We start from the raw sequence: 18,530 nt of genomic DNA, 5'->3' as shown, positions 1-18,530 counted from the left end.
TTTAGTGGTGTATGCACGACAGCACTCCTTACTTCGCAAGCGCAGCCGCGATATCGTTGAACATTTCAGCGTACGTTTGAATCGACTCATTCAAGTATGTGTCGTTCGGTGCATAGACGATCTTCTTTTCTTTCACGGCTGTTGTTTTTTGAAGCGCCGGTGCGTTAGTGATGACGTCCGCCGCCGGTACGGCACCTTCTTCACTTTGAAGCGATGCATCACGGTCCAAGACGAAGAGCCAGTCTGGGTTGCTTTCGGCGATTGCTTCGACCGATACTTCATCGCCTTGATGGTCACCTGTCGTCTTTTCGACTTCTAGTGCCGGTGTCCAGCCGAAAATATCATACATCGGTCCGTAGACGCGGCCCGTATTCGGTGCCGAGAACCCGATGTCTCCGCCTGAGACGATAACCGACATGATTGTGTCTTCTGCGTTATAGGCCGATTTCACGCCTTCGATCGACTCGTCGAAGTCTGCGACGAGCTGTGCCGCTTCTTCGTTCTTGTCGAAGATCTTTCCGAGCGTGAGCGTCGTGTCCGTCAACCCTTTGACCAAAATCTCACCTGGTGTGCCCGCATCTTCCGGGATGTCGATGTACAAGTCGATCACGGCCGCGTTCGGTACGAGTTTCTTAATGTCTTCGTAGTAGTCGGCGAAGCGTTGTCCGACGATGACGACGTCTGGATCGACGCCGGCAATCGCCTCTAGGTTCGGTTCAAAGTGCATCCCGACGTCAGCGATGTCGCCATTTTTCGCGTATGGCGATTCGGCCGGCAACAACCCGATTGGTGCCGCAGCGAGTTCGATGTCCCATGCCGCGAGCGTCTCGAACGTTCGGTTATCGAGCGCGACGACTTTCTCCGGGTTGATCGGTACCTCGATCGTACCGTGCGCATCTGTGATTTCAACCGTTTTCGGTGCCTCCGCACCTTCAACTTCGTTTGGTTCTTTCTCTGTCGTCCCGCCGCATGCGGCAAGTACAAAAATCAGTACCGTCAACATGAGTGATACTTTTAATTTCCCCATTCCGTTCATCTCCTTATGTATCTCGTTTGAATGACCATCATCTCAACTCGAACGTGTCCACTGTTTCTGTTTTATGTATAACTCTCTTTGTAGACGCCTTCTCATTGATAATGATTATCATTGTCGTTTTCATTGAGAAGCATATCAAACAAAAAAAGGATGCGCAATGCCAAATTGTCAAAAAAAGATTGGAAATATTTTTCTTACCTTATAACGACAAAATGATATTTACATCCCAGCTAATGAAAATAAGACCTCCTTTTCTCGACACTTTGTACGGAAATTGATACATTCACTTTACTGACCGTTCAGTAAAGTAAATGAGGTGAACATGATGAACAAAAAACAATTACTCCTCGAGACGGCCGCCCATATGATTCGGGAGGACGGCATCCAACAGTTATCGCTCGAGCGGCTCGCCGCACGTGTCGGCATCACGAAAGCCGGTGTGCTCTACCACTTCGAGACGAAAGACAATTTGCTCCGCCAAATGAACGAGCTCGCCATCACCGAGTTCGAGACACGGATCCATCATCATATGACGGACGGACCGTACCCGTTCACACGAGCTTACGCTCAGGCGACACTCGACTATATGGACGCGGCACGAATCGGTCTGAGCGCCGTTTTCATCTCGTCACAAGAAGACGCGAGCGGTGAGCTCTGGAACGAGGCGGCGCGCCGATGGGATGAACGCTTTCTCGCCGATGGGGCCGACCCGCGCGTGCTCGAACTCCGGCTGTTGTGCGACGGCTTCTGGTTCGCGTTGACGTACGGCTATAGCGACGCCTTCAAAGACGAGGCCGCCCGCCTCCTCCGTCAGAAGTGTGACGCGCTCGAACAGGCAGGTGGCTAAGATGGGCTTCCTCTATCTTGCCGGAGCGATCGTCTCCGAAGTGTTCGGCTCGAGCATGCTCAAGCTCAACGCGACGTCGTCGAACCGTCTCCCGATTCTTGGGGTCGCGCTCGGCTATGTGACGGCGTTTTATTTGCTGTCGCTCGCCCTCCTGTCGATCCCGCTCAGCTTCGCCTATGCGTTTTGGAGCGGGGTCGGCACGGCCGCGACGGCGCTCATCGGCTTCCTCGTCTTCAACGAGCAAGTCCGCAAACAGACCGTCGCCGGCATCGGGCTCGTCATCGTCGGGCTCGTGTTGATGAAAGTATAGGAGGGACATGGATGAAAGGATATATATTCTTACTGTTCTCGATCGCGTTCGAGGTGCTCGGGACCTCGATGTTGAAGCTGTCGGACGGGTTCACACAACTCGTTCCGAGCATGATTCTGCTCGCAAGTTTCGCCGTCTCGTTCACGCTCATGGGCATCGTCTTGAAGACGATCCCGCTCAGCATCGCCTACAGCGTCTGGGCCGGTCTCGGCACGGTCGCGACGGGGCTGATCGGCGTGTTCGTCTACGGCGAAGTGTTGTCGACATTGAACAGTATCGGACTCATCGTCATCGTGCTCGGTGTCATCGTCATGAATTTCGGGAAAACGAATACGGTACACGGTTGACCGTCCAGAAAGGAGTGACACGATGCTCGCACCATTGATCGAAGAGAAGGAACGGTTGTTGTTGACGTCAGAAGTCCGTTCGTCACCGGAGCGGTTAAGGGAGCTGTTGACGGAAGATTTCTTTGAGATCGGCAGCTCCGGACGCCTCCTCTACAAAGAAGAGGACACGAATACGATGGACCTCGGCGACATCGACGTCTCGCTGTCTGATTTTCATCTTGACGTCATTCGGGAAGATGTCGTGCTCGCCACGTATCGGACCGAGAACCATACGACCGGAACGAACGCACTTCGTAGTTCGATTTGGGTCCGGATTGATGGAACGTGGAAGATGAAGTTTCATCAAGGGACGCCCATCCCGTAAAACAAAAGGAGCACCCATGTTGGGTGCTCCCTTTTTTATATCGCCTGAATCATCTCGACACGATTGCCGAACGGGTCCCGGAACTCGAACCGGTCAAAGCCGGGAATCGGGATGCCTGCGATGCGCTCAATCCCTTCCGCTTCAAGTCTCACGTTCCATTCCGCCAAGTCCGTAACGGCATAGGCGACGTGGGCTTTCGTTTGAAGTCGGTCGACGCCATCCTCTGCGCCAACATGGACGCTTTGGTCACCGACTTGAAGCCAAAATCCGCCGCGCCCTTGAAGCGAGTTCGGCTTCTTGATTTCTTTTAATTCAAGTACCCCGCAATAAAAGGCACGGGCCTGCGTTTCCGCCCCTTTCGGAATCGTGATTTGCACGTGATGGATGCCTGTGATCATGTCGTCTCCCCTTTCCGAACGGTCAATCCGACAAACTGTAATTTCTCATTGAATAAACGCGGATACGCCAAGTACCCGACCATGACGGCTGAAATCGTCGCCGTCGTCAAAATGAGGAACAAGATCAGAAGCTGATAGAGCACCGCTTCCATCGGGTCAGCTCCGCCGATGATGAGACCACTCATCATGCCTGGAAGCTGCACGAGCCCCATCGTCTTTTGCGCCTCGACGGTCGGAATCATGCTCGTGCGGATGGCGTTCTTCAAGCTCCGGTCGATCGCCGTCTTCGGCGCCCCGCCCATCGACAAGACGAGCTCGATCACCTCGTCGCTCCGCTCGACCTCGTCTTTGAACTTGTTCAAGAACAGAAGCGACAACACCATACAGTTGCCGATGACCATGCCGCTGATCGGGATGACTTTGTCCGGCTCGAACGGGATGATCCCGAGTCCAAGCATGAGCCCCATCGTCAACGCCTCGACCGTGACGAGCGTGAGGACGATCATCCACGTGATGCCCGGGATGCCGTCCCCTTTTTTGATAATATTCTGCGTCGCCGCCCCGATCATGAGAAGGATCATCAGCAGCATGAACACCGGGTTGTCGCTCTCGAAGACGAACGTCAAGATGTAGCCGATCACCAACAGTTGGATGATGGAACGCACTGTCGCGATGACGATGTCACTTTCGAGTCCGAGCTTGAGATAAAGCGCCAGTCCGAGCGGAATCGCCACAAAAATGAGTGACGTCATCAATTCAACGAACGTCATAGCTCTTCCCCCCTCACGAACCGCCCGATCATCGGATTGTCCGACTCATCGATGAACGAGGCGTCCCCGAACTCAATCAATTCGCCGTTCCGTAAAAACCACATGTCGTCACTGACACGACGCGCTTGATCTAAGTCATGCGTGATCCAAATGACGGTCACCCCATATTCGCGTTGGAGGCGGACAATAAGCCGTTCAATCTCTTTCACCGTCCGATAGTCGAGACTCGCCGTAATCTCATCTAACAAGAGCACGTCCGGCTCGTTGACGAGCGTCCGAGCGATGGCGACCCGGCTCCGTTCCCCGCCCGACAGCGTCTTGACGGGCTTATCAAGCATCTCTCCCGTCAAGTCGACATCGCGTAACAGCGTGACCGCCTGATCCCGGTCGAGCGTCTCCCCGAAAATCGATTTCGGTAAGTTCAAATTGTCATACACCGTTCCGTCAATCATCGGTGCACTTTGAAACGCCATGCCGATATTTTTACGGAGCGCGATGATGTCGAGCTCTTGAATGTTTTCTCCCTTGAAATACACCTCGCCCGAATCCGGAGACAGCAGTCCGTTGATGTGTTTCAAACACGTCGTCTTCCCTGCCCCGCTCGGACCGACGAACGTCGTGATACGCCCTTCCCGGAAGTAGCCCGTCACGTTATGTAAAATGTCCCCGTGACTGACGCCATTAAACTCGATGATCTGCATCGTTCATCGACCCTTTCTGTCATTTAATCGCGAATACATATACAAGTCATCAAACTTACCGCGCGTAAACTCATAACTTCGAAGCAACCCCTCTTGCAAGAAGCCGTGTCGTTCGAGTAGTTGCATCGACGCGTGATTTTCTGGTTCAACGAGCGCTTCAATCCGCATGAGGCGAAGCTCACGAAAGCCGTATGCGACGACGGCTTCGAGCGCTTCCCCGGCAATGCCTTTCCCCCAATAATCCGGACTTAGTTCAAACCCGATTTCGGCCCGATGGTGCTTCTCAGAACGATTCAATAACCCGCAACTGCCGATGACGACGTCCTGGCCTTTAATGGTGATCCCGAACCGGAAACCAGTCCCGTCCTTCAAAATCGAATCGTACCAGGCAATCTCCTCTAACGCATCGTCTAACGTCGCGAACGGTTCAAGCCCCATATGCGCCACAACTTCCGGTTTACATAGATAAGATAAGACGCTTGCGGCATCGGCTGGCGTGACGGAACGCAAGACGAGCCGATTCGTTTCGAGTTGCTTCATGTCAGTCGTGACAGCTCATCGACGACGACATCACCGTTCGCATCAACCAAGGGTGTGATTCCGCCGCTCGTGCCGACCCACGTTTGAATGTAGTTGACGCCAGTCGCGGTGTCGACGAGAATCGTTACTTGTCCGAGTTCCGGTAACTGCTCTGTCAGCTTCACAACGAATCGCTTCGTACCTTCTACATCTACTTCTGCTTTCTTTTTGAACAACATCCTATCCCGCCTTTCTCTAGTTACTTCTCATCATATCTTTTATACTAAAAATGATAAAATAAACAATTTCTCAGAGGTGCCCCGTGAAAACGTATGACAAAATGCTTATCGCCATACATGAACCTGATTGGAATTGTTATGCCGAAAAAGTTGTATGGCTTTATGTCGCACAGCCAACAGATACAAAAAAAAGATTGTTTCGCTTACCTAACTACATTTACTATTTTGTTTCTTTAGATGAGAAAAGAATGCCGTCTGAGTATGGGGTCGTTAAAACAATCTCACCGGCTATCACGGCAAGAGAACTTGCCGAGGCGGACTATGTAAGTCGAGGTATAGACACCTCTTCCCTCACTGAAGAGCTTATTGAAGAATATGAGCAATTTTTAAATACAATTAACGCTTAACCAGAACATACCCCAATGGCAGTCACATGGTTTGAAAAAATTTTACCAATCAAAGAAAAACGATTGAAAGTTCATAAAAAGTTTTTCAGCGGTCTTACGAAAGAGGAGAAGGCAGAGCTCTTTGAAAGTTAATCACGATTCATGCTGATCGTTATAAAACATGGAAAGAGCAAATCGAAGCGCTTCATACACCAGGCTAATCAATACAACATTCAATCCAGCGACTGCCCTCGATGTTTTCTTGATTAGCGGGCATAACAAAAGTGAGTCCCAGGGAAGGGGCTCGCTTTTGTCATAGCTGGAAATGTTGTTTGATGCGCGCCGCGACGGTCTCCGCGTTGAGATGCGTGTTGTCGATCCGTAAATAGTTGTCGACGTCGAATTCCCCGTCCCGCGAATTCAAACGGTACATCGTCGCCGTCTGCTTCAGCTCCCCTTCCGACCAGGCGATGTCCCGCTTCGTCGGCTTATGTATGAGCCGATTCTCGGTCGTGTTCCGGATGAGCCGTTCCTCGATGTCCGCCTCGAGTTCGACGTAATAAATGTCAGCCCCGCGCGACTCGAAAATCGTCGTCACGTGTCGCACGTATGCCCAGTCCTCTTCCATATCGAACGCCCAGACGAACGTGAAAATCATGCCCGGCAAGTCGCTTTTCGCAACCGACTCGAACAGTTCTTCTCGGAACAGTTCGACGATTCGACGCCCCTCTTTCGTCCCATAACTAAAAAAGGGGCTAACGAGGTCAATTGTCATATGGTTATGAAACAGTTTCAACCCCGTTTCTTTCGCTAACTCTTGCCCGACCGTCATCTTGCCGACGGCTTGCGGGCCGAACAAAATCACAAATTTCATCCTGATTCCCCCTCTATTTTTCAAAAGTTTACCATACATAGCTTCATCTGAAACCGGGAATAGGATGGTGATTTTAGTGAAGGAGGCATCTCTATGCCAAAAGATCCAAAACTCGAGCGCTTTGTCTTACGCGTCTCCGTTTTCGCCTCGCTCTTCTTCGCCATCGCCGGCATTCTCGTCGGTCTTTGGCTATCCTCGTCGTTCATCTTGTTTGACGGGGTCTATTCCTTTTTAAGCGTCATCATGAGCTGGATTTCGCTTCGGGCCGGCCTATTCATGTTGACGGCTGATAAACGCTTCCCGTTTGGCAAGAGCACGATTGAACCGTTCATCATCTTGTTCCAATACGGCGTGCTCTTATTCGTGATCATCAATGCCGTTCTCGGGGCAATCGAGGATATTCGCTCTGGTGGAAACGACCTCGTCCTTGGGGGTGCCCTCGTCTACCTCGCCGTCAGCACCGGCATCTCGTATAGCATCTACCGCTATTTGAACAGCTTCAAGATGAAAGCGAGCTCTGGACTCGTCACGGCGGAAGTCGTACAGTGGCGGCTCGATACGCTACTCACTGTCAGCGGTCTCATCGGGTATCTCATCGCCCAAGTGCTCGTCTGGCTCTCGTTCGAGGCCGTCGCCCCTTACATCGACCCGGTCATGCTCATCTTGAGCGCCCTTTGGCTCGTCCGCACCCCGCTCATCGAGATGTGGACGGCCATCAAAGAACTGATCGACATGGACACGGGCACGCCTTACAGCAATCAAATCCGCTTGACCGTGCTACAAGTCGCCCATCAGTTCGACGTCGACAAGACGTATGTCCGCACGACGAAGTCCGGTAACGTCTTGTTCCTTGAAATCGACCTCGTCGTCCCACGCGACTACCCGTACGACACGATCGCCGACCAGGACAAGATTCGGCAACAGTTGTTCGACGCGCTCGCCTTCTTACCGTATGAGAAATGGCTGACCGTGTCATTCACCCATGACAACCGTTGGGCAGAATAAGACACCCTTCAAATTATTGTTTACCCCCCGAGTATTTGAGGAATAGGCATACATCTTATGTTTTAGAGAAAGAAGGTGCCTTCCTCGTGACCTGCCCGAAATGCGGAACGAAAACCCGCTCGCGAACGACCGCTTGTCCGACATGTGGTCACCGCTCACGTCGCTATCGCTGGTTCATCGCCCCATTGGCCATTGCTCTTATTGCATTCATTGCCGTTGTGACGAACGCTTATTTAAAAGATAGCTCGCGCTCGGCCGATTCCTTAGCGGACAAAGTCCGACTCAACGTAACGGATGACACCGTCTCGGCAGATGCAGCAAACCCTGCTGACCTTGACGCGTTGCAAGACAGCGTGTTTACGGTCAGTAACGGGACCGGTTTTCTCATCAGCCCGCAAGACGTCTTGACGGCCGCCTCGAACGTGGCCGGCTTGACGGACATCGTCATAGAACATGACGGAAAAGAGATGGCGGGCACGGTCGTCGGTCGAAACGACGCCATCGCCGTCATCCGCATCGAACAAGTCGATCTTACTCCGTTCTCGTTCACCCAAGCGATTGCCGCAAACGACGAGGCGCTTTTGACGATGACGCCAAAAGACCGTCTCACAGGAACGGTCACGTTCAATGAGACTGGCTATTCACGGAATTTCGACTTGCCGCGTTACGCGATTGGGAGCCCACTCCTGACCGAGAACGGACGCGTCCTTGCGATTCACTTGCGTGAAATGACATTACCGGTCGTCTTGTTCCAGGAAGACGTCCAGTCGTTCCTCGAATCGGACACGCCGGCACCGCCGACCGCTGAACTCGCACCGGTCGCACCCATTTCACCGCTACCAAAAGACGCGCCCGTAACAGAAGCACCGCCTGCACCAGATCCGACCCCTGCTCCTGCTGAAGAACCGGCGCCGGCGCCAGAGGTACCACCCGAACCAGAAGCACCGGCTGAACCGGTCGAACCGGCACCGCCTGTCGAAGAACCCGCAGAAGTGACACCACCTCCGGAAGAAGAAGTGCCGGCTGAACCCGCTACACCAGAAGAACCCGTGACCGAACCGGCAGAGCCCCCTGTGACGGAACCTCCGGCTGAACCAGAAACGCCAGTGACCGAACCGGCCGAACCGGTCGAGCCGGAAAAACCGGCAGCTGATACCGAAAAGCCGGTGAAGAAGCAAGACAATAAACCAACCGACAAACCGAAGGAAGAACTACCAGCAAAAGAGAATAAACCGAACGAAGACAAGCCGAAAGAAGACCCAGCGGCATCGTCCGATGAGCCTGCCGACGAAGAAAGCACGCCTTCCGAATAACGGAAGACGTGCTTTTTCACGTGTCTTTGTTGAATTTTCGTTGCATATTGCCAAGCAATCCGCCGAGTAGCAACAGGATGATCGACAACATCCAAAACGGCATGACGTCCTGCAATAACCAGACGAGCAAGGCGCTAAAGCCGATGACCGCACCGAGCCAAATGATATTTCCCTTTCCCATACCCTCACCTCAATCTCATCATAGCACATCAATTCGGTGCGCCGTCGCCTGAGGCGGCAACGAGCGCGTCATTTTCTCGTCATGCTCGACCCGGACGTGTTGCCCAATGACGAGTGGTGGCTCATGCTCAAATCCCTCTGCCAAGTGAAAGACAATCCCGTCAAACGGCTCGGCTTCCATCACGTTGGCGACCCGAATCTTCCTTTCCTCACGATCGACAATATACCCTGTAAAGATGGCCATCTCCACTTCCTCCTTCTTGTAGCGAGTCCATACTTTTCTTTTCCCATTTATTGAAAAAACTCTACTCGGAAAGCCGATTCACTTGTATAATAAAGCAACAATGACACACGCACGGAGGGACTTTTATGAAACACACCATCGATGTACACACCCCAGAATTTCAACGGACGTTCCTCGAGATGATGCTCCTTGAAGAGTTGATGGAGGACTATAACGCCCAGGCGATTGAGACGCTCGTCGCCCGCGGCGAATCCCTATTTCCTGCCGACCCCTTCTTCCCGGCCATGCGCGCTTATCCGCTCATCCGTGAAGGCGAGTTCGACCAGGCGAAACAAGTGCTCGACGCGGCAAGTTCACTTGGTGATCACTACATCATCCCTTGCCTTCTCGGTGCTTTGAGCGAAGATTCCGGCTTCACGTTTGAAGCCGAACAGCACTACTTGCGCGCCATCGAGCGCTATCCGAACGTCCCGATGACGCAACGTGCCATCGCCATCCATTATTTCCACCGTAAATTTTACGGGGAAGCGGCGCTCCATTTGATGCATTATGTCCGTCTCGCCGGCTTTAATGAAGAGACCGTGCCGATGTTGCTTGAGTTCTTCCAAGTGTTCGATGAGATTCCGCTCGAAATGAACGATGAGTTAATGAAGGCAGCCATCGGTTACTTGAACGCTAACCCACGTAATCCACACGCACATTCGCTCTACGCCTCGATTTGTAGCCATCGTGTCGGCATGCTCGTGCAACAAAATCCCGAAAATGATCAGCTCGACGATGAGACGATTCGCATGTTGATGGAGGTCGAAGAACACGGGATGTGGAGTGCAACGTATGATGACAGCGAAGACCAAATGTTCCGCGCCATGTTCGCCGAATATGTCAATAACGTCATCTTGCCGAATACGTCTAAATCTTACGTCTATCGCCTTCGTCTCCGTTACTGGTACCACCGGCTCACGCATCGCGTGACGGGTGGCTATGCGGATTGGTCGATTCGTTAATAAACAAACCCGCCTTCCTTATGGGGGCGGGTTGTTTCTTACTGGAATTTATGCATAATCAGATAGTCCTTATTCATGTAAGCAGTTCTAGGTAAGCCACTAACCGGAAAGACTACTAAAAAGTAGATTCCCGGATTAACCGTCATTTGCAAAGTTTGATATGTGACCCCATTTCCGCTTGTAGAAACGAACGGATCACTAAATGCAAGGGGTTCTTCATTTAAATCAAAAATTCCAAATGCGAAATATGGAGAAATTCGTGCATCCCCAAATGCACCAAAAAAGTCTAACTTCGTCCTTCTTTCCACGTTAAAAACATAAATATCAACATCGTCAAGGTTCGATGTCTTTCCGCGAATATAACCATCGGCAAAACGGATAATGTCAGACTTCATCCACTCACCGTTTGGTTCTTCTTCATACGTATCTCCTTTTCCAGCCGGAATAGGGAGGGTTGGAACTTGAACGTCTTCTATCAATGCCGTTCGACGTGCGTCGAGTAATCCCAGTTGACGAACCGGAACAGCGTAATTCATGTTTTGAGAGTTTTCAAACATCCAGGTAACCACGCCCACCACTTCACCATACACATTTAAAAGCGGACCTCCTGAATTTCCATAAGTCGTACTCGCGTTAAACTGATAATATTCAAAACCATCTAGCACGACACTGTTGTTACTAATCATTCCTTCCGTAATCGTGTTGCTAACCCCACGTGGGCTGCCTAATGCGTAAATTTTCTCTCCCGTCGACACTCTCGTTCCGTTCATTTTTAAGATTGGCGGGGCGGGCGTAATTTGCGAAATATCGAGAACAGCCAAATCTAACGTCTCATCGTATCGTTTAATTATGTTTGTGCGAATGAATGAGCCATTTGCGAAGGAAACTTTTGCTTCCACGTTCTCTTCCCCTTGAAGCACGTGGAAATTTGTCACGACCTCGCCCTTATTGACGACAAATCCACTTCCTGAAGAAACGACTTGTCCTCGATCGTTTAGCATCTCAATTAACGCTACAGATGGATTCGCCATTTTGAATAGATCAGTTGCGTTATATTTTCGTTTTGTAACTGTCACCGCAACATTTTGTTTAAGTTTCGTTCCTTTTACGGTAACTGTTACGGTTGTTTTACCGGCAGACTTGCCTGTGATTTTTCCATTCACAACGGTCGCCACTTTAGGATTTAGAGACTTCCATATATAAACAGGTTTCTTCACGCCAGACGCAGTAGCTTTTACAACTTTCGAAGTACTTGCCATCAATGTAACCGTTTTAGGAGTAACGGTTAGCTTTTGAGATGCATCGACCGGATGTGAAAAGCCATTTAAAAATATTACGATTATTAACGCGATACTAAGCCAACGTTTCATACATTTTCCTCCTCTCCTCAATTCAGTCATATTATAAAAAAAGCAACAGACAAAAAGTTTTTTTCTTCGTGCGAAATGGAAATGCGTTCCTTAAGATTTGATTACTCTTTTATTCAACCTCGAGCTTCTCACAAACGGTAATTACTCAACACAAAAAAGGCACTTCGCAGTAACGAAGTACCTTACAAATTGATTCATGTTCGCTTACTTCATAAACGGATGAATCGGTCCACGCAGCTCGAACGAGTAATCCTCATGATTGACGATGCCTACGACTTCGTCGCTCTCGAGTAGCTCCATCAAGAAACCAGCCATCTCCTCGGCCGTATGATATTTCTCGACGTTTTGACTATAATCGAAGTTTTCCTCTTCCCGGGCACGGCTCGCGAACCCGGTCTCAGTCGCCGCCGGCGCGAGCACCTTCACCCGTAGCTTGTCGCCGTTGTTCATCAACTCACGGGCAAGCCCCTCTGAATACGCGCTGACATAGAATTTCGTTGCGCTATACGTGACACCTTTTTTGGCGATGTGATAGCCGACGACCGATGCGACGTTCACGAGCGTCGCCCCTTCGACGTCATGATAGTCGCGGACGTACAAGTTTGACAGTACCGTGAGTGCCTCGACGTTTAGTCTCACCATGTTCTCCATCTTCCCGACTTCGGCGTCTTTCACGAAGTTCGAGTCCCCGAACCCGGCGTTGTTGATCCACGTCTCGATGTCGAGATCGGCGAGCGACTCGTACAACGCGTACACGTTCTCACTATACGAGAGGTCGTTCGTCTTCAAGATGACGTCACTATCCGGTGAGATGGACTTGATTTCTTTGCGTAGCTTCTCGAGCTCATCGGTACGACGCGCCACGAGCACGAGCGACTTTCCTTCTTTCGCGAGTCGTTTTGCCGCTTCGTAACCGATTCCCGAACTTGCACCTGTGATGACCGTATACTTCATATCATTTCCCCTTTTCTTCTAAGAATGCATTCTTTTCGGCAATTCCCGAAACACGCATCGATGAATCCTTTGGACGTATAAAAAGCCGTCCGAAGACGGCTTTCATCACGTATTGAACTTGCCAATCAACGTCTGGAGATCTCCCGTCATGTTGCCGAGTGATTCGGCGACCCCGTTCAACTCTTGAATCATCGCGAGCTGGGAGTCACTCGTCTCCCCGACGTTCCGCATCGTCGTCGCCATCTGTTCGCTCTCACTCGCAATCCCGAGCGCGGCCGTCGCGACTTGTTTCGTCGTCAAAGCAATCTCGCTCGACGCCTTACGAATGTGGAGCGTGTTCTCGACCGACGTCTGGAGCTGCTGAACGATTTGACTGAACGCTTGCGTCGCTTGTTCGAGCAATCGGGTGTTCACTTCGACCCGCTTCGCGCTCATCTCGTGACGCGTCAGTACCGCATTCGACTGGACTTGAATCGATTCGATCAAGCCGGCGATTTTGGCAGCCGACTGTTTCGATTGTTCGGCGAGCTTTCGGACTTCTTCTGCGACGACGGCGAAGCCTTTTCCTTGTTCGCCGGCACGCGCTGCTTCAATCGCAGCGTTCAGGGCAAGGAGGTTCGTCTGGTCGGTGATCGATTGGATGACCTCGGTGATCATCGCGATCTCGTCCGACTGTTGTTTCAACGTCGCGATCGACTCGCCTGTCAGTCGCGTCTCGGTCTCAAGGGCGAGCACTTCTTGTTTCGCTTTTTGAATCGTCTCCCCGCCGTCTTCGGCGAGCTTCAAGCTAGTCGAGACGTCTTCACTGATTGTGCCGATGGAACGGGCGATTTGGTCGACCCCCTCATCCGCTGCGGCGACTGCTTTCGCACTGCCCGTCGCCTCTCGCGCTTGTGCGACCGTCTCCTCGACGACTCGATCGATCATCCGCGTCGTTTCTTCCGTCTGCGACGACATCTCTTCGGTGCTCGCGTACAGTTCTTCTGACTGAGCCGTGATTTCCTGGGCGTTTCGGCTCACTTCGTCAATCAACTCGCGGAGGTTATGTTTCATACCGTTGAAGCCGACGATGAGCTGACCAATTTCGTCACGCGTCAAGGCGTCGAGATTGTCACGGGTCAAATCCCCCGCTGCGACAACGTCTACTTCTTTGGCGAGTAATCGGAGCGGTATCGTGACCATCTGTTTCAAAACGTATCCAGCTCCAAGCGTGAGGAAGAGAATGAGAAACGCGATGGCTGACGTATAAAGGACCGCTTTGCCACCTAACTTTTCCAGTTCCACTTGCTTGGCGAGCATATCTGCTTCCGTTTCGGCTTGTAACGCTTCGCCTGTTTCCGAAATGGATTTCGTCACGTTCGGCATGAGACGAAGCGTGAGGCGATCAATCGCTTCCTGATCTTGATTATCAACGGCCGTCACGGCTTGAGTTGCCAATTCGTCATATCCTGTCGCATACGACAATAGACTTTCATACTCGGTCCGTTCCGCATCGCTCTTTGCCAATGTGATGAGGGACTCGATGGCCGCCTTCTTTTCGGCTCCGCCTTGTGTGATTTGTTCCCGTCGCTCGTCATTTTGGACGAGGACGTATCCGCGGACGCCGTACGCCTGACGGACCATCCCGAGCGATAAGTCGTCTGCCGCTTTCATCTTCATGACGTCTTCGGCAATCATGGCTTCATATTGACTCGTCACATTGTGAAGGGTCCATAACGTATACCCCATGCCGATGGCCACGATGAGAAGAATCAAACCGATGGCACTAAACAATTTTTGTGTTAACGAGAATGTGTTCAATCGTTTCATGTCATTCGAGGATCTAGTCCTCTCCCACCTCTGTTTCTCTTTTTTTGGAACTACATGGGTTTTATCGGATGTTGTACATACTTTTCCAATCTCTACCTAAATTTTTTGTGGAATTGACCTATATTTTGATTTTCCAAGTCTCAAAATCGACACAAAAAAACCGCAACGCTCATCCGTTGCGGCCTTCCCGTTATAGTTTGAACTGCGATACGCGGTTCGCGAGTTCGATTGCTTGTCGTTCTGTTTCAGCCATCCGTCCTTGAACGTCACTGAACCGTTCGACGGAAAGTTGGATTTTCTCCGAGATGGACTGTGTCCCGTCCGCCCCTTCCGTCACGGTCGTCGCGACTTCTTGAATGACACCGAGAATCGTGTCGGTCGTTTGGCGCAACTGCATCGCGTTCGATTCGAACGTCTTCGCCGTTTCTCCGAAGACCGTTGCGTCCGCCTCGTATTGTGTTGCCGACTCCTCGAGTCGGTCATAGTCGGACAAGACCGTCGTATCGAGGAACGCCAGCATATCAGCCGAGCTCATGTTGAGTCGTTCGACCGAGTCGATAACCGTGTGTGACACGTCTCGAATCTCGTTCACCGTTTGACGCGAGTTCTCGGCGAGCTTTCGAATCTCGGAAGCGACGACGGCAAACCCGCGTCCGGCCTCTCCGGCCCGTGCTGCCTCGATCGAGGCGTTCAAGGCGAGTAAGTTCGTCTGGTCAGCGATGGCGAGAATCGCTGTCGTCAAGACACGAATCTCTTCAACCGATTTCGCACCACGAATCGCCTCGTCAAGTTCAAGCCGCTTCGCCTCGATAATGGCGTTCGCCTCTGCTTTCGATTGAATGGCCTGCTTACGTAGCGCATGCGCGCGCTCTTCGACGTGTTGCGCCGTCTCGGCACTATCGTTCGATAGATCGACAATCGAATCGATCGAGCTCCCCATCTCGGTCGTTGACGCGCTCATCTCTTGTGAGGAAGCAGCCGTTTCTTCCATGCCGGCGGTCAATTCTTCGACCGTCCCCGACGTCTCTTCCATATAGCGGCTAAGCTGCGTCACTTCGGCCGCGACTTCTTTTGATGAGGCGAGGACGACGGTCGCCGTCTTATCGACGTCAATCATAATGTCACGAAGCGAGGCGATGAACGTGTTGAACGACCGGCTCACTTGGGCGATTTCATCGTTTGACGTGACCGGAATCGACATCGTCAAGTCCCCGCCTTGTGTGGCCAGCTCATCGAACTTCTTCTGTAGCGTCCGCATCGGACGGATAATGGAGCGAAGCAGGCTCAAGCCAAGGAAGAGAAGAAGCGCGACTGCTCCGATCGTCACAGCGATGAGGGCGATGAGCGATTGGTTGAACTCTCGTTCCATGTCGGCCCCGACGCGCTGTGACCCTTCCGAGTTATAGGCGACGAGCGCCGTCAACCGTTGGGTAAAGTTGTCATACGTCGCTCGTGACTGAGCGTCATAGTAAGAGCGCGCCATGCCGTTATTGCCGGACGTACTGAAGATGAGCATGTTGTCGGACACTCGCTGATACATTTCCCACTGACGTGCGAAATAATCGAACAGCTCTCTGTCCGTCGCGCTCGTCACCGTCGCCTCGTATTTCGGGGCGATTTCATTAATGCGCGTCCGGATGTCTTGCATTTGTGTCATGAGTTCTTCTTTTCCTGCCGCGTCTTCCGTGACGATATGTTCGAGCTCAAGTGCTCGATAGTTCGCAGCGAGCGTGTTTAACTCATGCGCATAATCGAGTCCACGGTTCCACACGTCGACAATTTCGCCGGCTTGTTTGTTCGCGTCGTTCATGGAGAACAGCGAATAGCCGCCGACCCCAATCACCATGAGAAGCGACAGAATGACAAGGCCCCATAACTTCTCACGGATCGTGAGCCCTTTCCCTTTCGCTTCTGTTTGACGTTGCCGCGCCTTGACCCGCCATTTCAACCGGGGTAAGCGGAATGTCGGCTTTTGACTGAAACGACGCTTCAGCCATTGCACCATGACCGATCCATTCATTTTTCTTTTCATCTATGTACTCCCCTCTCCAAACCAACGTTTCTTCCTTTATCGACCATTTTCAGAATACTTTGAAGATGATTGACCAACATTAAAAAAAGATGACTGAACAAGCAGCCATCTTTTAAACGATTATTGTACGTTCAATACGGTCGTCGAGCCTTCAATCAATTTGATTTCGGTCCATTTGACGACGTTTTTAGCGAGTGGATCGTTCGCGACCATGAAGTCGGCAAGGGCCTTCACTTGCATCGGGTCGACGGGTTGCTTCACGTTGTTCAAACGGAAGCGCGTCACTTTGTTAAACGTGTCCAAAAAGGCGATTTCGAGTTTTGTTTCAGTCATGATTCATTCTCCTCCTTAAAATGGGTGATTAGACGAGGTTGTATTCGCGGACGACGGCGAGTGTGAAATCTTCTTGTACGATCAGCTCAAGCATGAGGTGACCAAACGACTCGGCTTGATTCGCCGTGAGCGCTGCACGAATGGGACCGAACCGTTGCGCTTTTTTCGTCGGTTTCAAGCTTTCTAAATTGTGATGCGTCGTTAAGACGAGCGTCGCTTTCTTTTCTGATAGCTGTGCCATGGGGGATGGCTCCTTTCGGGGGATGATTACGATTCAGAAGGGTAAGTGGAGTCCAAGCGCTCGAGTAGCTGAATCATGCGCTCAAGCCGCGTCTCAATCCGGTGTAGCAGATAAAGCGAGACGACGATTGGAAATCCAAGGTTCGAGATGAGTTCGGGCCAGCTCATGTGACTACCTGCTCATCGTGCCGGTTGCCGGCGGCGGGACGAGGGGGGATGCGCATAGAGAATTCCTCCAATTTAGACCGTCACGTGGAACTCACGGGACACGACGTACGTAGCCGAGTCGACGGACAAGAGTCGCGTCAAGAAATCACCGAACTGCTTGATTTCCGCGGTCTCCATCCGAGCGCCGAGCGGGCCGAACCGAACGAGTTGTCGTTTCTCTTTCCCGTCTACGACTCGTTTCGTGTCGAGATAAAAGATGCTTGCGTATTCTCGGTAAACTGCCATATGTCTCACCTCCTTCGCCCCTATTAACCAAAGATGGTAGAAGTTTGCTCAATTCATTTGTTTTTGTGATTCAAGGACTATCGAACTATTTATTCTGAATATTAGTTCATTTTATCCAAAATGGCTTTAAACTTGAGTTATTGTCCCTTTTAGGGTACTGTAAAGAGCGTCAAACACATGCTAAAAATCATTCAATAGTCCTAACGTTTTATTTCCCCACTTTCAAAAAACTTACAGTTAATTGCTTGAAAATAGGGTACTATACGAGAGAGGGCATTTTTAGTAATGACCCGTTTGACTTGAAGAAGGAGATACCTTAAATGGACAGCTTAGATGTTGCACTTAACCCCTTTATTCCTTCCGCTCAACTCGACTTCGACCACACCGACCTGACATTTCGCGCGACCGAATGGGATACGTACCGACCTGAACATGGGAAACTGTACCAGCTAAACAATCAGCATTTGAACGTCTACCCGCTCAAAGAATTGAGCCGGGCGTTCCAGATTGCCGGCATCCCTCGCAGCCAGCAACAGTTGATTAAATGGGAGACCGATGGCATCTTGCCGCCAACTCCGTTCACAATCGGACGCAAACGGTATTATTCAGAAAATCAGATTCGGACAATCGTCGACATCGCATTGGAATGCGGACTCCGGCCACGGACGCACGTCAAAAAAACGAACTTCTCGCAATTGGCCCACAACGAATTATCCTACATACTCCAACTCGAACTCGCAAACGAACAATCGCAATCATGAGAAAGACCGCCCTCCCTGACACAAGCAGGAAAGGCGGTCTT

General features: G+C 51.4%; 26 protein-coding genes. 9 read left to right on the top strand and 17 right to left on the bottom strand.

All coding sequences use genetic code 11. From position 1 onward, the window contains the following. Nucleotides 1-28 precede the first annotated feature (28 nt). Nucleotides 29-1,027 carry a siderophore ABC transporter substrate-binding protein gene (locus KNP92_RS02415; RefSeq protein ID WP_214836497.1) on the bottom strand — a complete coding sequence of 333 codons (999 nt, stop codon included), beginning with the start codon at nt 1,025-1,027 and terminating at the stop codon, nt 29-31. A gap of 334 nt (nt 1,028-1,361) precedes the next feature. Here KNP92_RS02415 and KNP92_RS02410 point away from each other — a divergent pair, with 334 nt between their 5' ends. The 4 genes from KNP92_RS02410 to KNP92_RS02395 are packed head-to-tail and all read left to right on the top strand — an operon-like array spanning nt 1,362 to nt 2,904. Further along, nucleotides 1,362-1,883, top strand: coding sequence for a TetR/AcrR family transcriptional regulator (locus KNP92_RS02410; protein ID WP_214836494.1), 522 nt, complete (start codon nt 1,362-1,364; stop codon nt 1,881-1,883). 1 nt (nt 1,884) lies between these two features. After that, on the top strand, nt 1,885-2,193 hold the full coding sequence (locus KNP92_RS02405) for a DMT family transporter (RefSeq protein ID WP_214836482.1): 309 nt from the start codon (nt 1,885-1,887) through the stop codon (nt 2,191-2,193). A gap of 11 nt (nt 2,194-2,204) precedes the next feature. After that, a complete protein-coding gene (locus KNP92_RS02400; protein ID WP_214836478.1) occupies nt 2,205-2,540 on the top strand; it encodes a DMT family transporter in 336 nt (111 codons plus the stop codon). Nucleotides 2,541-2,562: 22 nt separating this feature from the next. After that, nucleotides 2,563-2,904 carry a nuclear transport factor 2 family protein gene (locus KNP92_RS02395; protein ID WP_214836475.1) on the top strand — a complete coding sequence of 114 codons (342 nt, stop codon included), beginning with the start codon at nt 2,563-2,565 and terminating at the stop codon, nt 2,902-2,904. A 35-nt stretch (nt 2,905-2,939) separates the two neighbouring features. Here the strand turns inward: KNP92_RS02395 and KNP92_RS02390 are convergent, their stop codons facing one another. The 5 genes from KNP92_RS02390 to KNP92_RS02370 are packed head-to-tail and all read right to left on the bottom strand — an operon-like array spanning nt 2,940 to nt 5,531. After that, nucleotides 2,940-3,302: a VOC family protein gene (locus KNP92_RS02390; RefSeq protein WP_214836472.1), complete on the bottom strand. Its 363-nt coding sequence runs from the start codon at nt 3,300-3,302 to the stop codon at nt 2,940-2,942. Continuing rightward, nucleotides 3,299-4,072 carry an ABC transporter permease gene (locus KNP92_RS02385; protein ID WP_214836469.1) on the bottom strand — a complete coding sequence of 258 codons (774 nt, stop codon included), beginning with the start codon at nt 4,070-4,072 and terminating at the stop codon, nt 3,299-3,301. The genes KNP92_RS02390 and KNP92_RS02385 overlap by 4 nt, the downstream gene beginning before the upstream one ends. After that, nucleotides 4,069-4,773: an ABC transporter ATP-binding protein gene (locus KNP92_RS02380; RefSeq protein ID WP_214836466.1), complete on the bottom strand. Its 705-nt coding sequence runs from the start codon at nt 4,771-4,773 to the stop codon at nt 4,069-4,071. The genes KNP92_RS02385 and KNP92_RS02380 overlap by 4 nt, the downstream gene beginning before the upstream one ends. 3 nt (nt 4,774-4,776) lie before the next feature. Beyond that, the gene (locus tag KNP92_RS02375; protein ID WP_214836464.1) at nt 4,777-5,313 is read right to left on the bottom strand and encodes a GNAT family N-acetyltransferase; all 537 of its coding nucleotides are present in this window, start codon (nt 5,311-5,313) and stop codon (nt 4,777-4,779) included. Further along, nucleotides 5,310-5,531, bottom strand: a complete 222-nt coding sequence (locus tag KNP92_RS02370; RefSeq protein WP_034817813.1) for a DUF6440 family protein — start codon at nt 5,529-5,531, stop codon at nt 5,310-5,312. Before KNP92_RS02370 ends, KNP92_RS02375 begins: the two co-directional genes overlap by 4 nt. 83 nt (nt 5,532-5,614) lie before the next feature. Here KNP92_RS02370 and KNP92_RS02365 point away from each other — a divergent pair, with 83 nt between their 5' ends. Then, a complete protein-coding gene (locus KNP92_RS02365) occupies nt 5,615-5,938 on the top strand; it encodes a hypothetical protein (protein WP_034817814.1) in 324 nt (107 codons plus the stop codon). Between the two features lie 292 nt (nt 5,939-6,230). Here KNP92_RS02365 and KNP92_RS02360 read toward each other — a convergent pair whose 3' ends face one another. Further along, nucleotides 6,231-6,791, bottom strand: a complete 561-nt coding sequence (locus KNP92_RS02360) for an AAA family ATPase (protein ID WP_214836451.1) — start codon at nt 6,789-6,791, stop codon at nt 6,231-6,233. A 93-nt stretch (nt 6,792-6,884) separates the two neighbouring features. On the opposite strand from KNP92_RS02360, the gene KNP92_RS02355 reads away from it, so the two are divergent. After that, entirely contained in the window at nt 6,885-7,796 is a 912-nt protein-coding gene (locus tag KNP92_RS02355) for a cation diffusion facilitator family transporter (protein ID WP_214836448.1), read from the top strand. An 86-nt stretch (nt 7,797-7,882) separates the two neighbouring features. Further along, a complete protein-coding gene (locus KNP92_RS02350) occupies nt 7,883-9,109 on the top strand; it encodes a trypsin-like peptidase domain-containing protein (RefSeq protein ID WP_214836434.1) in 1,227 nt (408 codons plus the stop codon). 16 nt (nt 9,110-9,125) lie between these two features. Here KNP92_RS02350 and KNP92_RS02345 read toward each other — a convergent pair whose 3' ends face one another. Together KNP92_RS02345 and KNP92_RS02340 are read right to left on the bottom strand one after the other, a co-directional pair. Next, a complete protein-coding gene (locus KNP92_RS02345; protein ID WP_214836431.1) occupies nt 9,126-9,290 on the bottom strand; it encodes a hypothetical protein in 165 nt (54 codons plus the stop codon). A gap of 18 nt (nt 9,291-9,308) precedes the next feature. Then, nucleotides 9,309-9,533, bottom strand: a complete 225-nt coding sequence (locus KNP92_RS02340; protein WP_214836428.1) for a DUF3221 domain-containing protein — start codon at nt 9,531-9,533, stop codon at nt 9,309-9,311. 125 nt (nt 9,534-9,658) lie between these two features. Between KNP92_RS02340 and KNP92_RS02335 the strand changes: the two genes are divergently transcribed. After that, nucleotides 9,659-10,537, top strand: a complete 879-nt coding sequence (locus KNP92_RS02335; protein WP_251136363.1) for a tetratricopeptide repeat protein — start codon at nt 9,659-9,661, stop codon at nt 10,535-10,537. A 38-nt stretch (nt 10,538-10,575) separates the two neighbouring features. Here KNP92_RS02335 and KNP92_RS02330 read toward each other — a convergent pair whose 3' ends face one another. The 8 genes from KNP92_RS02330 to KNP92_RS02295 all read right to left on the bottom strand — a co-directional run bounded on the left by KNP92_RS02330 (nt 10,576) and on the right by KNP92_RS02295 (nt 17,728). Continuing rightward, nucleotides 10,576-11,907, bottom strand: a complete 1,332-nt coding sequence (locus KNP92_RS02330; protein ID WP_214836425.1) for a S1C family serine protease — start codon at nt 11,905-11,907, stop codon at nt 10,576-10,578. A 204-nt stretch (nt 11,908-12,111) separates the two neighbouring features. Continuing rightward, nucleotides 12,112-12,861, bottom strand: a complete 750-nt coding sequence (locus KNP92_RS02325) for an SDR family NAD(P)-dependent oxidoreductase (protein ID WP_214836422.1) — start codon at nt 12,859-12,861, stop codon at nt 12,112-12,114. A gap of 105 nt (nt 12,862-12,966) precedes the next feature. Then, nucleotides 12,967-14,670, bottom strand: coding sequence for a methyl-accepting chemotaxis protein (locus KNP92_RS02320; protein WP_214836419.1), 1,704 nt, complete (start codon nt 14,668-14,670; stop codon nt 12,967-12,969). A gap of 190 nt (nt 14,671-14,860) precedes the next feature. Beyond that, nucleotides 14,861-16,702 (bottom strand): methyl-accepting chemotaxis protein, encoded by a 1,842-nt coding sequence (locus tag KNP92_RS02315; RefSeq protein ID WP_251136362.1) that lies wholly within the window; start codon nt 16,700-16,702, stop codon nt 14,861-14,863. A 120-nt stretch (nt 16,703-16,822) separates the two neighbouring features. Beyond that, nucleotides 16,823-17,035 carry a DUF2922 domain-containing protein gene (locus tag KNP92_RS02310; protein WP_214836416.1) on the bottom strand — a complete coding sequence of 71 codons (213 nt, stop codon included), beginning with the start codon at nt 17,033-17,035 and terminating at the stop codon, nt 16,823-16,825. A 28-nt stretch (nt 17,036-17,063) separates the two neighbouring features. Next, complete coding sequence (locus KNP92_RS02305; RefSeq protein ID WP_214836413.1) at nt 17,064-17,276, bottom strand: hypothetical protein; 213 nt, start codon at nt 17,274-17,276, stop codon at nt 17,064-17,066. 26 nt (nt 17,277-17,302) lie between these two features. Next, nucleotides 17,303-17,443, bottom strand: coding sequence for a YvrJ family protein (locus KNP92_RS02300; RefSeq protein WP_016510821.1), 141 nt, complete (start codon nt 17,441-17,443; stop codon nt 17,303-17,305). Between the two features lie 72 nt (nt 17,444-17,515). Next, entirely contained in the window at nt 17,516-17,728 is a 213-nt protein-coding gene (locus KNP92_RS02295) for a hypothetical protein (protein ID WP_214836410.1), read from the bottom strand. A 320-nt stretch (nt 17,729-18,048) separates the two neighbouring features. Between KNP92_RS02295 and KNP92_RS02290 the strand changes: the two genes are divergently transcribed. Continuing rightward, complete coding sequence (locus tag KNP92_RS02290; protein WP_214836407.1) at nt 18,049-18,489, top strand: helix-turn-helix domain-containing protein; 441 nt, start codon at nt 18,049-18,051, stop codon at nt 18,487-18,489. Nucleotides 18,490-18,530: the final 41 nt, after the last annotated feature.

The organism is Exiguobacterium sp. s122, assembly GCF_018618475.1.
Classification (GTDB): Bacteria; Bacillota; Bacilli; order Exiguobacteriales; family Exiguobacteriaceae; genus Exiguobacterium; species Exiguobacterium himgiriensis.
The sequence above is the reverse complement of the archived record's forward strand: the minus strand, read 5'-3'. Positions and strand labels throughout refer to the sequence as shown.

Bases quoted from the DNA above. Each gene is read 5' to 3' on its own strand.
- KNP92_RS02370 (WP_034817813.1), bottom strand. From the start codon at position 5,531: ATGTTGTTCAAAAAGAAAGCAGAAGTAGATGTAGAAGGTACGAAGCGA.
- KNP92_RS02355 (WP_214836448.1), top strand. From the start codon at position 6,885: ATGCCAAAAGATCCAAAACTCGAGCGCTTTGTCTTACGCGTCTCCGTT.
- KNP92_RS02375 (WP_214836464.1), bottom strand. From the start codon at position 5,313: ATGAAGCAACTCGAAACGAATCGGCTCGTCTTGCGTTCCGTCACGCCA.
- KNP92_RS02335 (WP_251136363.1), top strand. From the start codon at position 9,659: ATGAAACACACCATCGATGTACACACCCCAGAATTTCAACGGACGTTC.
- KNP92_RS02410 (WP_214836494.1), top strand. From the start codon at position 1,362: ATGAACAAAAAACAATTACTCCTCGAGACGGCCGCCCATATGATTCGG.
- KNP92_RS02390 (WP_214836472.1), bottom strand. From the start codon at position 3,302: ATGATCACAGGCATCCATCACGTGCAAATCACGATTCCGAAAGGGGCG.
- KNP92_RS02395 (WP_214836475.1), top strand. From the start codon at position 2,563: ATGCTCGCACCATTGATCGAAGAGAAGGAACGGTTGTTGTTGACGTCA.
- KNP92_RS02320 (WP_214836419.1), bottom strand. From the start codon at position 14,670: ATGAAACGATTGAACACATTCTCGTTAACACAAAAATTGTTTAGTGCC.
- KNP92_RS02360 (WP_214836451.1), bottom strand. From the start codon at position 6,791: ATGAAATTTGTGATTTTGTTCGGCCCGCAAGCCGTCGGCAAGATGACG.
- KNP92_RS02310 (WP_214836416.1), bottom strand. From the start codon at position 17,035: ATGACTGAAACAAAACTCGAAATCGCCTTTTTGGACACGTTTAACAAA.
- KNP92_RS02295 (WP_214836410.1), bottom strand. From the start codon at position 17,728: ATGGCAGTTTACCGAGAATACGCAAGCATCTTTTATCTCGACACGAAA.
- KNP92_RS02315 (WP_251136362.1), bottom strand. From the start codon at position 16,702: ATGAAAAGAAAAATGAATGGATCGGTCATGGTGCAATGGCTGAAGCGT.
- KNP92_RS02405 (WP_214836482.1), top strand. From the start codon at position 1,885: ATGGGCTTCCTCTATCTTGCCGGAGCGATCGTCTCCGAAGTGTTCGGC.
- KNP92_RS02385 (WP_214836469.1), bottom strand. From the start codon at position 4,072: ATGACGTTCGTTGAATTGATGACGTCACTCATTTTTGTGGCGATTCCG.
- KNP92_RS02380 (WP_214836466.1), bottom strand. From the start codon at position 4,773: ATGCAGATCATCGAGTTTAATGGCGTCAGTCACGGGGACATTTTACAT.
- KNP92_RS02345 (WP_214836431.1), bottom strand. From the start codon at position 9,290: ATGGGAAAGGGAAATATCATTTGGCTCGGTGCGGTCATCGGCTTTAGC.
- KNP92_RS02300 (WP_016510821.1), bottom strand. From the start codon at position 17,443: ATGAGCTGGCCCGAACTCATCTCGAACCTTGGATTTCCAATCGTCGTC.
- KNP92_RS02340 (WP_214836428.1), bottom strand. From the start codon at position 9,533: ATGGCCATCTTTACAGGGTATATTGTCGATCGTGAGGAAAGGAAGATT.
- KNP92_RS02415 (WP_214836497.1), bottom strand. From the start codon at position 1,027: ATGGGGAAATTAAAAGTATCACTCATGTTGACGGTACTGATTTTTGTA.
- KNP92_RS02290 (WP_214836407.1), top strand. From the start codon at position 18,049: ATGGACAGCTTAGATGTTGCACTTAACCCCTTTATTCCTTCCGCTCAA.
- KNP92_RS02305 (WP_214836413.1), bottom strand. From the start codon at position 17,276: ATGGCACAGCTATCAGAAAAGAAAGCGACGCTCGTCTTAACGACGCAT.
- KNP92_RS02325 (WP_214836422.1), bottom strand. From the start codon at position 12,861: ATGAAGTATACGGTCATCACAGGTGCAAGTTCGGGAATCGGTTACGAA.
- KNP92_RS02330 (WP_214836425.1), bottom strand. From the start codon at position 11,907: ATGAAACGTTGGCTTAGTATCGCGTTAATAATCGTAATATTTTTAAAT.
- KNP92_RS02400 (WP_214836478.1), top strand. From the start codon at position 2,205: ATGAAAGGATATATATTCTTACTGTTCTCGATCGCGTTCGAGGTGCTC.